Source organism: Psychroserpens ponticola, assembly GCF_023556315.2.
GTDB lineage: Bacteria > Bacteroidota > Bacteroidia > Flavobacteriales > Flavobacteriaceae > Psychroserpens > Psychroserpens ponticola.
The window spans coordinates 428,774-443,248 of record NZ_CP116221.1; the positions used below are offsets into that span (position 1 = coordinate 428,774).

14 protein-coding genes are annotated in these 14,475 nt (G+C 31.8%); 3 read left to right on the top strand and 11 right to left on the bottom strand.

Annotation, left to right across the window (positions count from 1 at the left end):
* Positions 1-9 precede the first annotated feature (9 nt).
* The 6 genes from gap to MUN68_RS01810 are packed head-to-tail and all read right to left on the bottom strand — an operon-like array spanning position 10 to position 5,035.
* The gene (gene gap, locus MUN68_RS01785) at positions 10-1,026 is read right to left on the bottom strand and encodes a type I glyceraldehyde-3-phosphate dehydrogenase (protein ID WP_249995024.1); all 1,017 of its coding nucleotides are present in this window, start codon (positions 1,024-1,026) and stop codon (positions 10-12) included.
* Positions 1,027-1,905 carry a lipoyl synthase gene (gene lipA / locus MUN68_RS01790; RefSeq protein ID WP_249995023.1) on the bottom strand — a complete coding sequence of 293 codons (879 nt, stop codon included), beginning with the start codon at positions 1,903-1,905 and terminating at the stop codon, positions 1,027-1,029. It lies immediately after the preceding gene.
* A 50-nt stretch (positions 1,906-1,955) separates the two neighbouring features.
* Positions 1,956-3,167 (bottom strand): Nramp family divalent metal transporter, encoded by a 1,212-nt coding sequence (locus MUN68_RS01795; RefSeq protein WP_249995022.1) that lies wholly within the window; start codon positions 3,165-3,167, stop codon positions 1,956-1,958.
* Between the two features lie 6 nt (positions 3,168-3,173).
* Positions 3,174-3,722 carry an RNA polymerase sigma factor gene (locus tag MUN68_RS01800; protein ID WP_249995021.1) on the bottom strand — a complete coding sequence of 183 codons (549 nt, stop codon included), beginning with the start codon at positions 3,720-3,722 and terminating at the stop codon, positions 3,174-3,176.
* Positions 3,713-4,825, bottom strand: coding sequence for a glycosyltransferase (locus MUN68_RS01805; RefSeq protein ID WP_249995020.1), 1,113 nt, complete (start codon positions 4,823-4,825; stop codon positions 3,713-3,715). The genes MUN68_RS01800 and MUN68_RS01805 overlap by 10 nt, the downstream gene beginning before the upstream one ends.
* 6 nt (positions 4,826-4,831) lie before the next feature.
* Positions 4,832-5,035, bottom strand: coding sequence for a membrane or secreted protein (locus tag MUN68_RS01810; RefSeq protein WP_249995019.1), 204 nt, complete (start codon positions 5,033-5,035; stop codon positions 4,832-4,834).
* Positions 5,036-5,191: 156 nt separating this feature from the next.
* Between MUN68_RS01810 and aqpZ the strand changes: the two genes are divergently transcribed.
* Positions 5,192-5,878, top strand: a complete 687-nt coding sequence (aqpZ, locus tag MUN68_RS01815) for an aquaporin Z (protein ID WP_249995018.1) — start codon at positions 5,192-5,194, stop codon at positions 5,876-5,878.
* A gap of 80 nt (positions 5,879-5,958) precedes the next feature.
* On the opposite strand, the gene MUN68_RS01820 is transcribed toward aqpZ, so the two are convergent.
* From MUN68_RS01820 to MUN68_RS01835, 4 genes are all read right to left on the bottom strand, one after another.
* A complete protein-coding gene (locus tag MUN68_RS01820; protein ID WP_249995016.1) occupies positions 5,959-6,762 on the bottom strand; it encodes an anti-sigma factor in 804 nt (267 codons plus the stop codon).
* Between the two features lie 11 nt (positions 6,763-6,773).
* Entirely contained in the window at positions 6,774-7,304 is a 531-nt protein-coding gene (locus MUN68_RS01825) for an RNA polymerase sigma factor (RefSeq protein WP_249995015.1), read from the bottom strand.
* Positions 7,305-7,489: 185 nt separating this feature from the next.
* Positions 7,490-8,503, bottom strand: coding sequence for a UDP-N-acetylmuramate dehydrogenase (gene murB, locus MUN68_RS01830; protein ID WP_249995014.1), 1,014 nt, complete (start codon positions 8,501-8,503; stop codon positions 7,490-7,492).
* Complete coding sequence (locus tag MUN68_RS01835) at positions 8,503-9,693, bottom strand: pyridoxal phosphate-dependent aminotransferase (RefSeq protein ID WP_249995013.1); 1,191 nt, start codon at positions 9,691-9,693, stop codon at positions 8,503-8,505. Before MUN68_RS01835 ends, murB begins: the two co-directional genes overlap by 1 nt.
* A gap of 117 nt (positions 9,694-9,810) precedes the next feature.
* Here MUN68_RS01835 and MUN68_RS01840 point away from each other — a divergent pair, with 117 nt between their 5' ends.
* Positions 9,811-11,151 carry an aspartyl protease family protein gene (locus tag MUN68_RS01840; protein ID WP_249995012.1) on the top strand — a complete coding sequence of 447 codons (1,341 nt, stop codon included), beginning with the start codon at positions 9,811-9,813 and terminating at the stop codon, positions 11,149-11,151.
* Positions 11,152-11,184: 33 nt separating this feature from the next.
* On the opposite strand, the gene MUN68_RS01845 is transcribed toward MUN68_RS01840, so the two are convergent.
* Positions 11,185-11,610 (bottom strand): DUF1573 domain-containing protein, encoded by a 426-nt coding sequence (locus MUN68_RS01845; RefSeq protein ID WP_249995011.1) that lies wholly within the window; start codon positions 11,608-11,610, stop codon positions 11,185-11,187.
* Between the two features lie 188 nt (positions 11,611-11,798).
* Here MUN68_RS01845 and MUN68_RS01850 point away from each other — a divergent pair, with 188 nt between their 5' ends.
* Positions 11,799-14,447, top strand: a complete 2,649-nt coding sequence (locus MUN68_RS01850; protein WP_249995010.1) for a valine--tRNA ligase — start codon at positions 11,799-11,801, stop codon at positions 14,445-14,447.
* The last annotated feature ends 28 nt before the right edge of the window (positions 14,448-14,475 follow it).

Here is a 14,475-nt window from a genome sequence, read left to right on the forward strand (position 1 = left end):
CAAATATAATTATTTATTCGATAAACGTACTAATTTCATCGATAAATTGCAAATTAAATCTAAAATTCTTGAAGAATATCCGGTTTCATTATCATACCAGCCAACGATTTTTATCATGTTTCCAATCACAGAAGTCATTTGAGAATCAAAAATGCAAGAATGAGGATTGCCAACGATATCTATTGATACAATAGGATCTTCGGTATATTCAAGTATATTCTTTAAGTGAGATTGAGAAGCATGCTTAAATGCGGTATTAATTTCTTCAATAGTTACTGTTCTATCAACATTAAAAGTGATATCTGTTAATGAACCATTTGCTACAGGAACTCTAATGCCACAACCACCAATGACGTCAGATAAATCAGGGAAAATTTTTGTTAAAGCCTTTGCAGCACCTGTTGTTGTTGGTACAATAGATTGTCCAGCAGCTCTTGCTCTTCTTAAATCTTTATGAGGTTGATCGTGTAGACTTTGATCTGTAGTATAAGAATGAACAGTTGTTATGTAGGCTTGTTTAACACCACAAAGTTTGTCAATGACAGAAATCATTGGTGCAGCATTGTTGGTAGTACACGATGCATTTGAAATAATTAATTCGTTTCCTTGAATCTCGTGGTCATTGATACCAAGAACAACAGTTTTTATGTCATCGTCAATTGGAGGAACAGATAAAATAACTTGTTTTGCTCCATTCTTAATATGGTATTCTAAATCTGAAGATATTTTAAATTTCCCAGATGACTCAATGACAAAATCAACATTAAATGGACTCCAATCAATTTCTTTTGGGTGCTTCTTGTTTAAAAGTGGAATGTGTCTACCATTAATGCTAATTATTGCTTCTGCAGATGAAATGTCATGTTTTGAAACACCATGAATACTATCATATTTAAGTAAATGACTAAGCGTTTTTGCGTCTGCAAGGTCATTTATTGCAACAACTTGAATGTCTTCACGATCTTGAATTAGTCTAAAAACGCGTCTTCCAATTCTTCCAAAACCATTAATAGCAACGTTAATCATCTAGTTGATATGTTTTTGCGCTTTGTATGAAGATCTAACTAAAGCACTGCTTTCTACATGACGGAAACCTAAATCTAATCCAATGTCTCTATATTCATCAAATTGTTCTGGAGTAACAAATTGTTTGACAGGTAAATGCTTTTTACTTGGTTGTAAATATTGTCCAATAGTGACGACATCAACATCATTTGCTTTTAAATCGTGAAGTGTTTCAATGACTTCTTCACGTGTTTCACCCAAACCTAGCATAATTCCAGATTTTGTACGACGTTGTCCTTGTTGTTTTAAATAGTTAAGAACATACATACTACGATCGTATTTAGCTTGAATGCGAACCTCTCTAGTTAAACGTCTTACTGTTTCTATATTATGAGATACGACTTCTGGAGCAACATCAATAATTCGGTCAATATGTTGTTCTAAACCTTGAAAATCAGGAATGAGTGTTTCTAAAGTTGTTTCAGGGTTCATTCGTCTTACTGCTTTCACAGTTTCGCTCCACATGATACTTCCCATATCTTTTAGGTCATCTCTATCAACACTTGTTAAGACAGCATGTTTGATTCCCATTATTTTTATAGAACGTGCTACTTTTTCTGGTTCATCCCAATCTACAGTTTCAGGTCGTCCTGTTTTTACTCCACAGAAACCACAAGAACGTGTACATACATTGCCTAAAATCATAAATGTTGCTGTTCCTTCTCCCCAACATTCACCCATATTTGGACAACTCCCAGATGTACAAATCGTATTTAATTTGTACTTGTCAACTAGACCTCTTAGTTCCGTGTATTTTTTTCCTGTAGGTAGCTTTACGCGAAGCCATTTAGGTTTCGGTTGACGTTTAGTGATTGTATTTGAAGCTGATTCTGTACTCATTCTAAAAAAATTTCAAATACAAAGATACGAAGTATTCTTTTAAATTAATCTTAATAAATAAGATACCAAATCCCGAATCCTATTAGGAATACAATTCCAAGAATGCTTAGTAGGTGTAACCCTTTAGATGGTCTCCATTCTTTAGGTGTATGCTTGCTAGAAATCAAAATATAGTTAATTATTGCATAAAAAGGAGCTGTTAAAAATGAAAGAATAGTTGCGACCTTGATAAGTAATCCCATTTCTGAAGCAAATATGAAGAAAATAATAATAGTACCACAGGTTAAAATTAGTATCCAAAATACATATCCTTTATTAAAAATTTTCCCAGTGAGTAATTGTGAGGTCTTCGCCATAGCTCTTGGAGATGCATCTAGAGTGGTTAAAGTGGTGCTAAACATAGTTGTAAATGCTGCAATGCCAATAAAAACATAAGCCCAGTTCCCAATGTGTTTTGTGTACATATCTAATAATTGATTGGCAAATTGTCCTGCTGAACTGCTAAATGTCGTACCACTCTGAAACATGACTAATGCTCCTAATGCTACAAATGCAATACCTAATAAGATAGTACTGATGTAGCCTACGTTAAAATCGAATAATGCCGATTTTGGTGAAAATTCACCTGAAGTTTTTTTCTTTTCAATCGTCCAAAGTGAATGCCATACCGAAATATCTAAAGGTGCAGGCATCCAGCCCATAAAAGCAATTAAAAAGGCAATTTCTATTCCGTTTGATGGGAATATTTGATTGATTGATATGGCTTTTGTTTCATTAAATAAAGCAAAACAAACAGCCGTTATAGTGCTAATCGTAAGTGTTATGATTATGATTTTAATAAGCTTGTCAAGAAGTTTGTACTTTCCAATGAGTAATATTAGTAGACAAACTATTAATACAATAATTGTCCAAATTTCAATACTGAAAACATCTCCAAATAATGATGCAGCAATACCAGCAGTTACAATTGTTACTGCAGTTTGAATGGTAAACATTGTTGCAAATGTGAGTAAGAAATAGACAATTAAAACAGGTTTGCCAAGTTTTTTATAACCATCTAAAAGTGATTCTCCAGTTGCTGAAGCATAACGAGGCCCATACTGAAAAAAGGGATATTTAAAAAGGTTGACTAAAAGTAATGCCCATATTAATCCAAAACCAAAATCGGCTCCAGCTCTTGTAGATTGGACTAAATGAGAAACACCAATAGCAGCACCAGCAAAAAGTAATCCTGGACCTATTTTTTTGAGACTGAAATTCACTTGTAATTATTTCTTTTTAATAATCTCAGCCAAAAGTTTTTTAGCTCTTAGAAGTTTAACTTTTACATTATTCATAGGCTCATCAAGTTGTTCAGATATTTCCTTATAACTAAATTCTTGAAAGTATCTTAAATGAATAACTTCTTGATAATGTGGTTTTAGTTTTTTTATATCACGAAGCAATTTTGCAAGGTTTTGTTCAGTAATGAGCTTGTCTTCAGGAGAAGGTGATTCATCAATTATTGTATGAAAACTATCATCTTTATCACTATTGGATGTGTGCGGAATAGATGATTTTCGTTTCCGTATTAAATCAATATGAATGTTTTTTGAGATTGTTATTAACCAAGTTTTGAATTCATACTTGTCATCATAGGTCTCAATTTTATCAAAGGCTTTAGAAAAGGTTTGAATGGTTATGTCTTCAGCATCGTTTTCATTTTCCGTACGTTTTAGTTGAAATCCGTAAACACTATTCCAAAAGGTGTCCAACAAAAAATTAAATGCAATTTGATCGTTAGTTTTTGCTTTTTCAATTGCTTTTTTTACTTCCAATATTTAGGTTTTGAGATCATATTTTTTATAAATATAAAGAATTGAAAGACAATTAAAAACAACTCAAGTAATGGACTAAGAAGAGGAAGGTCTTTTTCGTTAAGTTTTTTTGAAGCCAAAAAGAGATTAATAAATTGAACTAAAAATCTTAAAATAATTAATCCTACTACGATTTTCCAATTAAACATGACAATTAATAATGTAATAGCTAATATCCAAAATAATAATTGCGAGCAGTAAAAGGTCGCTAGAAAAAATTGATGTTTTAATTTATAATGATTTGCAGTGGTTATATGTCTGCGTTTTTGTATTGTCCAATCTTTTAAAGATTGTTTAGGAATTGATTCAGTAAAACTTTCTTTTGTGATACAAATAGTGGTGTTTGATGCCTTTGCTACCTGATTGATGAATAAATCATCATCACCAGATTTTATGTGCATATGTTGCATAAAACCATTTGTTTCAAAAAATTGTTCTTTTCTATAGGCTAAATTTCTGCCTACTGCCATATAAGGTTGACCTAGTGCAGCATAAGATAAATATTGAATAGCAGTTAAGAAGGTTTCATAACGAATGAGCTTATTAATGAATGAGCCTTTAATTTTTTTATGAGCTCCATAGCCTAAAACTATCGTTTTGTCATTTGAAAAATGAGAGGTCATTTCTTTGATCCAATATGTTGATAAAGGTTTGCAATCTGCATCAGTAAATAACAGGAAATTATGAGTAGCAGCTTTTATTCCTAAAGTAAGTGCGTACTTTTTATTACCCCAAAATTTTTCAACTGATTTTACATTTACAATTTTAATATTATTGTGCTTTTCTTGAAATTCTTCTAATACCTTTAAAGTGTCATCTGTTGAATCATCATTAATTAATATGACTTCAAAATCAGAATAATCTTGAGTCATGATCAATGGTAAATTTTTTTTTAAGTTTTCAGCTTCATTTTTAGCACAAATAATAACTGAAACTGAAATGTTTTTTTGTTTTGGTTTTATGACTTTGTGTCGAGTAAGACTATTAAAAATAATTCCGTAAAAGAAAACTTGAATACCTACAACAGCTATAAATATGTAGAATGCTATTTCAAGAATTACCATTAATAATTAAGAGTGTTGAGGTTCGTTGCAATCTTCGAATTGATCTGGTGATTTTCCGCAAAAACCACAGGCTTCACCTTCAGTATTGAGCATAGGGTTTTGACTTGCGCAAGTGCCAGCAAACTTACCATCTTTTTTTGCCCAAATTTTTATGGCAATACCTGCAACGCCTAAACCTAAAAGTACTAATGTAATTAGAACAAGTTTCATTGAATTCTATTTTGTGTAAAGATACATGTTTTGGATGCTTTTATACAAAATTTAGTCGTCAGTTTATTGGTGTTTAAATAAAGATTGTGACTTTGAAGTTTGTTTAAGTGTCTAAAAGTTAATAAATTAAATTTTTAACTAACTAAATTAAGTATTATGAAAAAATTATTTGCAGAATTTTTTGGAACATTTTGGCTTGTTTTTGGAGGTTGTGGTAGTGCTATTTTTGCAGCTGCATTTCCAGAATTAGGTATCGGTTTTGCTGGTGTTGCACTAGCTTTTGGTCTTACCGTTTTAACAATGGCTTTTGCTGTTGGTCATATTTCTGGAGGGCATTTTAATCCAGCAGTTTCACTGGGTTTATGGGCAGGAGGAAAGTTTCCTGCTAAAGATATTTTAGGTTACATCATTGCGCAACTTGTTGGAGCCATTGCTGCTGCAGGTGTTTTGTATGTTATTGTTTCTGGAAAATCTGATTTTGTTGATATAGGAGGATTTGCTTCCAATGGTTATGGTGATTTATCTCCAGGTGGTTTTAGTATGATGTCTGTATTAATTGCTGAATTTGTACTAACATTATTTTTCTTGCTTATCATTTTAGGAAGTACTAATGTAAGAGCACCTAAAGGATTTGCTCCTATTGCTATTGGACTTGGATTAACTTTAATACATTTAATTAGTATTCCAATTTCTAATACGTCTGTTAATCCAGCACGTTCTACAAGTCAAGCTTTATTTGCTGGAGGCGATTTTACTGCTCAATTATGGCTGTTTTGGTTAGCTCCAATAGCAGGTGCAATTGTTGCAGGATTTATTCATAAAGCACTATTTGATAAGGAATAGGTAAAACTTGTTTCTATCTAAATAAAGAAAGCCACTTTTGACGTGTTCAAAAGTGGCTTTCATTATTAAAAAAATTGCTATTAATTATGTTTTTTATTGTTTAGGTCTATTTCTGCTACTGCACTATCAGTGGCAATGGTGTTTAATCGATCAGATGGCTCTATAGTGATGCTTAAAGCTAATGCATCTTTTACATAAGGAACAGATTGTAGATTCTTCTGAGAAGCATCTAAAATTCCTAGATTTACCATTCTGTCCTGCATTTCTGCCCAGAGTTGATATGTTTGATCTTCAGGTAATTGAGGCAAAGATACAACATCTATCATAGATGTTTCATCTACAGGGTTAATGTAAGCTACAGTCTTTAAGTCTTTAGCACGATCATTTCCTCTAAATACGTATTTCTCAGTTTCTGGATTATTGAGTTTCAAAAACTCATGCATTAAATTATCGAGTCTTTTGTTATTTTCATCAATGTCACTTCTTAAATCAAAAATTTCTTCAACAACAACTTGATTTTCTTTTAATAAATCTAGGTTTTGTTGTGTCTTCATATAATATCCACCAGCAAAAAGTAAAGCAATAATACTTGCTGCGATGCTATACCAAGGAGTTCGGCGTTGCATTTTTTCTAACTTAATAACGGGAATAGAGTCTTCTTCAATTTCATTTAAGATGTTTTCTAAAACAAATTTTGGAACTTCTACAGCATTAGCTTTGGCGATGATTTCGAGGTTGTCTTGTAACCTTTTATATTCGCTTTCCGCTTCAGGATAGGTGTCAATATAATGTTCTACTTTCAGACTTTCTGAAGCAGAGGTTTCATCTAGTATGTACTTGTCAAGTAAACCAGATTGAAAAAAAGTATGTAGTTTTTTTTCCATATATAACTTATTTAAGGATTGTAAACTTTTTTGAGTTCTCGTAATCCTATTTTTAATCTAGACTTAATTGTACCTAATGGAATCTCTAATTCATCACTTGCTTCTTGCTGTGTCATGCCTTCAAAAAACAAAGCTTTTAAAACAATTTGGTATTTCTCGTCTAATCTTGCCACATGCTCTTTTAAATCTAAGACATCTTGATTTAAATTCGCTGTTGGTAAGATATATACGTTTGATTTATCAATTTGGACTTCCTTTTCAAATCTCTTATTAAAACTTCTTAATTTATCGATAGCAGTATTTTTGGCTATTCGATAGAGCCATGTAAAAAGTTTTGCTTTTTTGGAGTCGTACTTTTTGGCGTTTTTCCAGACCTTTACAAAGGTTTCTTGTAATGCATCTTGGGCAATTTCTTCATTTATTGTAACCTTGAGAATGATACCATACAAACTATCTGAATAATTTTCATAGAGAAGACTAATGGCTTTTTTATCACCTTTTGCAAGTAAGTGTACGATTTGTTGTTCTAAAGGTGTGCTCAAAAAGAATTTAATTTGAAATGATCTAAATACCTATTTTGGTTCGTATATATAAATGGTTGGTAAAGTTAATGTACAAAATTAAAATTTATATCTGTAGAAATTAATTTTCTTTCTTAAGAAATTGATTAATAGCTTTTTCAAATTTCTACAATAATTCTAAAGCCTCAATTCGTTGAGGCTTTTTGTTATATAATATTCACTTCAGCTTCAATACTAATATCAAAGAGACGTAAAACGGTGTCTTGTATTAGCTTTGAAAATTTCAAAATGTCACTACCAGAAGCACCACCATAATTGACAAGCACTAAAGCTTGTTTTTTGTGAACACCATATTTACCTAATGTTTTGCCCTTAAATCCTGCAGTTTCAATTAACCAACCAGCAGGAACTTTTACGTCTTGCTCAGACACCTCATAATGTGGTGCATTTGGGAAGTTGCTTTTTAATCTTGAAAATTTGGCTTTAGAGATAATTGGATTTTTGAAAAAACTTCCACTATTTCCAATCTCTTTGGGATCTGGTAATTTACTTTGTCTTATAGAAATTACTGCTTTTGAAACGTCTTGAATACTCGGTTTTAAAATGTGTCTTTGTTCTAATTCTGATTTAATCGCTCCATAATTGGTGTGTAACACATGATTTGTTGATGATAATTTAAAAACAACACTCAAAATGATATATTTTCCTTTGGCTTCTTGTTTAAAGATTGAATTGCGATAGCCAAAATTACAGTTTGAATTTGTAAATGTTTCTATGTCTAAAGTTTCAAGGTTTAATGCATCACAGGAATGAAACGAGTCTTTTAATTCGACACCATAAGCACCAATATTTTGGATTGGACTTGTACCTACGTTGCCAGGAATTAGAGATAGGTTTTCTAAACCTCCAAGGTTGTTTTCTAGAGTCCATAGAACAAACTCATGCCAGTTTTCTCCAGCATTAGCTTTAACTAAAGCGTTTTCATCTGTTTGAGAAATAATTTGCTTGCCTTTTAAGTTGATATGCATCACTAGTGCATCAATATCTTTTGTGAGTAGCATATTGCTTCCACCTCCTAAAATAAATTTTGACGAATTGTTTTCAGAACTATAAATCGTTTTTAATTCTTCTACAGAAGTAATAGAAATAAATTGCTTAGCTTTTACATCGATGCCAAACGTATTATAGGATTTTAGAGATATGTTGTTTTGAATTTTCACTAGTCTTTATAAACTTTTAATGCTTCTTTTAAGATGTGAACAGCTTTTATCAAGCTTTCTTTATTTAATACATAAGCAATTCTAATTTGATTTAATCCAACACCTGGAGTACTATAAAAACCACCAGCTGGAGCAACCATAATTGTTTCTCCGTTGACATCAAAAGATTCTAATAGCCATTGGGCAAATGCATCCGAATTTTTTATTGGTAACTGTGCAATGCAATAAAATGCACCTTTTGGATTAGCAACTTGTACACCTTCTATTTTATTTAACTCTTCAATAAGTACATTTCTACGTTCGACATATTCATTAATGACATCATCAAAATAGCTTTGAGGTGTGTCTAAAGCTGCCTCACTTGCAATTTGAGCTAACGTTGGTGGACTTAAACGAGCTTGTGCAAATTTTAATACCGTTTTAATAACCTCTTTATTTTTCGAAACTAGACACCCAATTCGAGCACCACACATACTATAACGTTTTGATACAGAGTCAATAATTATAGCATGGTTTTCTAGTCCTTCTTCTTGTAAAATAGAATAATGACTTATACCATCATAGGTGAATTCTCTGTATACTTCATCTGCAATTAAAAACAGGTCGTGTTTTTTTACAATTTCAGCTAATTTTTTTATTTCTTCTTTTGAATACAAATATCCAGTTGGATTTCCAGGATTGCAAATAAGAATTGCTTTTGTTTTTGGTGTAATTAATTTTTCAAACTCTTCAATAGGTGGTAAAGCAAAATTATCTTCAATTTTAGAAATAACAGGAACTACTTTTACACCAGAAGCTGTTGAAAATCCGTTATAATTTGCATAAAATGGTTCTGGAATAATAACTTCATCACCAACATCTGTGATGCTACCAAAGGCAAATAATAATGCCTCACTTCCTCCTGTCGTTACAATAATATCTTCATGTGTAACATGAATATCATTTTTAGCGTAATAGTTAGCAATTTTTTGACGGTAACCTTCTGAACCTTCAGAACGCGTATATGCTAGTATATCTAAAGAGTGAATCTTTACGGCATCCAATGCTATTTGAGGCGTCTTAATATCAGGTTGGCCAATGTTTAAATGAAAAACTGTTTTACCTTGTTTATAAGCGTTTTCAGCAAAAGGAACTAATTTTCGTATTGGTGATTCAGGCATTTGTAGCCCTTTATTAGATATTCTTGGCATAATGAATTATTTATGACGTAAAGTTCTGAAAATTATCTTAAAGTTTATTTAAAAAATACATCTAAAAAATGTGTTTAATTTTAAGATTTGTAAATTGAGATAATTACAATCCAACTCATGTTAAAAAAGAATACTCTAATACTGTTATTTTTATCTGCTATTGCGTCTTCTTTTTCGCAAAATGAGTTTAGTTTGCCGAGTTTAGAAAAAGATAAAATAAGATTTGATCTTGTAGGTAATTTAATAATTATTCCAGTTGAGCTTAACGGCGTAGAATTGTCTTTTGTATTAGACTCTGGAGTTAGTAAGCCTATTTTGTTTAATCTTGCTCATGTTGATTCATTACAGATCAATAAAGTAGAAACTATTTTAATAAGAGGACTTGGAGGAGGAGAGCCAATTGAAGCTATTAGGTCAAAACAGAACTTTTTAAGAGTAGGTGATGCTATTAATATCAATCAAGACATTTATATGGTTTTTGATAATTCAATAAATTTTACACCTAGACTAGGAAGACCAGTTCATGGTATTATTGGATATGATTTATTCAAAAATTTTATTGTTGAAATAAATTATGCTTCTAAATATATTGTACTTCACAGACCTGATACTTATAAATATAAATCATGTAAACGATGTGAAACCTTCAATTTGTCATTTTATAAGAATAAGCCATATGTTACTGGTGAAATTGAAGTCGATTCTACTTTTATACCACTGAATTTGCTAATTGATACAGGAAGTAGTGATGCCCTATGGATTTTTGAAAATGAAGATAAAGGTCTTGTGCCAACTGAAAATATGTATTTCGAAGATTTTCTAGGTAAAGGTTTGAGTGGGAACATCTATGGTAAACGCTCAAAAATTGAAAAATTTAAATTAAAAAGTTTCGTGCTTAACAATGTGAATACAGCGTTTCCAGATTCTACCTCTATAAGTTTTGCTCGAAAAAATATCAAACGGAGTGGAAGTGTTTCTGGAGAAGTGCTAAAACGTTTTAATATCATCGTTGATTATAAGAACAGAAAGCTAACTCTCAAAAAGAATAAAAATTTCAAATCGGCTTTTTCTTATAATAAAAGTGGAATTATTATTGAGCAAAATGGCGTCATGATTGTAAAAGAAAGAAAGAACCGTTCAGGCCTAGGTTTTAATGATAAAAGTGATTCCAATATTCATGTCGAAACAGTTACACATTATAAGCTTTCCGTAAAACCTGCCTATACCATAGTTGAAATACGTGAAGATTCTCCTGCAGAAAAAGCTGGCTTATTAAAAGGTGATATTATAGTAACAATAAATAATAAAGAAACTCACTTATTAAAGCTTCAAAATGTAATCGGATATTTTAAATCTAAAACAGGAAAACTGATCAACCTTAAAATTAATCGAAATGGAGAGATGATGCTGTTCACTTTTAGATTAGAAGATGTGTTTAAACAAAAAGAACTCCCTTGAAAGAGAGTTCTTAACTGTTATTTAAAGGAGTTACTATTGTTCCATAACACTTTTTTCCTTTTTCTCAAGAGGATTTTGCTTGTTAGGATCTATAATTAGGCCTTTAATTTTTAAAGCCACACTTGGAGTGTCTGCATTTGATGTTACGGTTATTGTCTTCCTTATAGGATTCACTCTGTTCGTGTCATATTTGACAGAAATCTCTCCAGTTTCACCAGGCATGATCGGTCCATCTGGTTTTTTTGGCACAGTACAACCACAAGTAGATTTTACTTTAGAAATAATTAAAGGTGCATTTCCTGTATTTGTAAATTCAAATATTCTTACACCATCAGAACCTTTTTCAATGGTTCCATAATCAATCACATCGGTTTTAAATTCTATTTTTGCGACCTTTTCTTGAGCATTAACACCCAAGCTTATTAAGCCTACGAATAAAATTAATAATACATTTTTCATCATTTATGTTTTAAATTGATACTATCAAAGCTACTTACTTTTTGGCATTCTGCAAAATTAATTAGATGTAATGCAACAATTATTAACATCTTCAAGGATAATTCTAGCAATAATATATTGTCATTAATTTCGCGAAAAAAGAAATATAAGTACTTTTGTTAGTTATAAAGCAAAAACAATACCAAAGCATGAGCATACCAACAAAATATTCAGCTTCTAATGTAGAAAGTAAGTGGTATAACTATTGGATGGAACATAATTATTTTCATTCTGTTCCAGATGAAAGAGAACCTTATACCATAGTTATTCCTCCACCAAATGTTACTGGAGTTTTGCATATGGGACATATGTTGAATAATACCATTCAAGATGTTCTTATTCGTAGAGCAAGATTACAAGGTAAAAATGCATGTTGGGTACCAGGTACTGATCATGCTTCTATTGCAACTGAAGCTAAAGTAGCGGCTAAGCTTAAAGCACAAGGAATTGATAAAAATGATTTAACTCGAGAAGAATTTTTAGAGCATGCTTGGGAATGGACTCATGAATATGGAGGTGTTATTCTTGAGCAACTAAAAAAATTAGGCTGTTCATGTGATTGGGATCGTACCAAATTCACAATGGATGATGACATGAGTGAAGCTGTAATTAAAGTTTTTGTTGATTTATACAACAAAGGTTTGATTTATAGAGGTTATCGAATGGTTAATTGGGATCCTGAGGCTAAAACAACATTGTCTGATGAAGAAGTAATTCATATTGAGCAACAAGGATTACTTTACTATTTAGAATACAAAATTGAAGGCAGTGATGAGAAACTTACCATAGCAACGACACGTCCTGAAACTATTTTTGGTGATACTGCAATTTGTATCAATCCTAAAGATGAACGCTTTACTCATTTAAAAGGAAAAAAAGCCATCGTTCCTATCTGCGGAAGAGTTATTCCTATTATTGAAGACGAGTATGTAGATATTGAATTTGGTACAGGATGTTTAAAAGTGACACCTGCTCATGATGAAAATGATAAAGTTATAGGAGATAAGCATAAGCTTGATGTTGTAGATATTTTTAATGAAGATGCATCATTGAATAGCTTCGGTATGCATTATGAAGGTCAAGATCGTTTTGTGGTTAGAAAAGCAGTAGCAAAAGAATTGGAAGCGGCTGGTATTATAGTGAAAAGTGAAAATCACATTAATAAAGTTGGAACATCAGAGCGTACAAAAGCTGTTATCGAACCTCGTCTAAGTGATCAATGGTTCTTGAAAATGGAAGATTTGGCTAAACCAGCTTTAGATGCTGTTTTAACTAATGGTGACGTTAAATTGTTTCCTAAGAAATTTGAGAATACATACAGACACTGGATGGAGAATATTCGTGATTGGAATATTTCTCGTCAGTTAAGATGGGGACAGCAAATCCCTGCATTCTTTTATGGTGACGGAAAAGAAGATTTCGTAGTTGCAGAGACTAAAGAAGAAGCTTTAAAATTAGCTCAAGAAAAAATTAATGTTTCCTCGAGCGCAGTCGAGAGGTCTTTAACTTTAGAAGACTTAACTCAGGATTCAGATGCTCTAGACACCTGGTTTAGTTCATGGTTGTGGCCAATGAGTGTGTTTGATGGAATTAGAAACCCTGAAAACGAAGAAATTAAATATTACTATCCTACAAATGATTTAGTTACTGGTCCAGATATTTTATTCTTTTGGGTAGCACGTATGATTGTAGCTGGTTATGAATATAAAAACGAAAAGCCATTTGAAAATGTCTACCTAACAGGATTGGTAAGAGATAAGCAGCGTCGTAAGATGTCTAAATCTCTTGGTAATTCGCCAGATGCTTTAAAGTTAATTGAAGATTATGGTGCTGATGGCGTTCGTGTTGGGTTACTGTTGAGTTCTGCAGCTGGAAATGATTTAATGTTTGATGAAGCGTTGTGTCAGCAAGGTAGAGGTTTAGCTAATAAAATTTGGAGTGCTTTTTATTTAACAACGCTTTGGGATGTTTCAGACATTGAACAACCAAATTCAAGTAAAATCGCCTTAGAATGGTATGAGTCTAAATTTCAAGCTGCACTTATCGAAATTGAAGATCATTTTAGTAAATACAGATTAAGTGATGCTTTAATGGCTATTTATAAATTAATCTATGATGATTTCTGTGGTTGGATGTTAGAAATGATTAAGCCAGCTTATCAGAAGCCAATTGATGCTATTACATATAAAAAAGTGATGTCTATTTTTGAAGAGAATCTAAAGATCGTACATCCATTTATGCCTTTTATTACTGAAGATATTTGGCAAAGAATTGAAGAACGTACTCCAGAAAATGCTTTAATTATTTCAAAATGGCCAGAAGCTAAACCAATCAAATCAGCTTTGATTTCTGAATTTGATTTTGCTTCTGAAGTGATTTCTGGTATTAGAAATATAAGAAAACAAAAAAATATAGCTTTTAAGGATGCTATTAATTTTTCAGTTGTGAATAATGAAAATGTAGCCAATACTTTTGACGAAGTGATTTCAAAATTAGGTAACATAGAACGTTTTGATACTATAAATGAACCTATTGAAGGTGCTTTAACCTTTCGTGTTAAATCTAACGAATACTTTATTCCAATGGAAGGTAGTATAGATGTTGATGCCGAAATTATAAAGCTTTCAGAAGAACTTAAATATACCGAAGGCTTTTTGAAATCGGTTCAAGGTAAGTTGAAAAATGAACGTTTTGTTAATAATGCACCTGAGCAAGTTGTTGCATCAGAAAAGAAAAAAGAAGCTGATGCCTTGGCTAAAATTGAAACGATTAAAGCAAGTTTAGCAAGTCTGAAATAGATTCGATTAAACTGTACTATTAAAATAA

What these genes read in the sequence shown, in the direction of transcription:
- MUN68_RS01845 (WP_249995011.1), bottom strand. Translation starts at nt 11,610, where the DNA reads ATGAAAAATGTATTATTAATTTTATTCGTAGGCTTAATAAGCTTGGGT.
- MUN68_RS01835 (WP_249995013.1), bottom strand. Translation starts at nt 9,693, where the DNA reads ATGCCAAGAATATCTAATAAAGGGCTACAAATGCCTGAATCACCAATA.
- lipA (WP_249995023.1), bottom strand. Translation starts at nt 1,905, where the DNA reads ATGAGTACAGAATCAGCTTCAAATACAATCACTAAACGTCAACCGAAA.
- gap (WP_249995024.1), bottom strand. Translation starts at nt 1,026, where the DNA reads ATGATTAACGTTGCTATTAATGGTTTTGGAAGAATTGGAAGACGCGTT.
- MUN68_RS01840 (WP_249995012.1), top strand. Translation starts at nt 9,811, where the DNA reads ATGTTAAAAAAGAATACTCTAATACTGTTATTTTTATCTGCTATTGCG.
- aqpZ (WP_249995018.1), top strand. Translation starts at nt 5,192, where the DNA reads ATGAAAAAATTATTTGCAGAATTTTTTGGAACATTTTGGCTTGTTTTT.
- MUN68_RS01850 (WP_249995010.1), top strand. Translation starts at nt 11,799, where the DNA reads ATGAGCATACCAACAAAATATTCAGCTTCTAATGTAGAAAGTAAGTGG.
- MUN68_RS01810 (WP_249995019.1), bottom strand. Translation starts at nt 5,035, where the DNA reads ATGAAACTTGTTCTAATTACATTAGTACTTTTAGGTTTAGGCGTTGCA.
- MUN68_RS01805 (WP_249995020.1), bottom strand. Translation starts at nt 4,825, where the DNA reads ATGGTAATTCTTGAAATAGCATTCTACATATTTATAGCTGTTGTAGGT.
- MUN68_RS01820 (WP_249995016.1), bottom strand. Translation starts at nt 6,762, where the DNA reads ATGGAAAAAAAACTACATACTTTTTTTCAATCTGGTTTACTTGACAAG.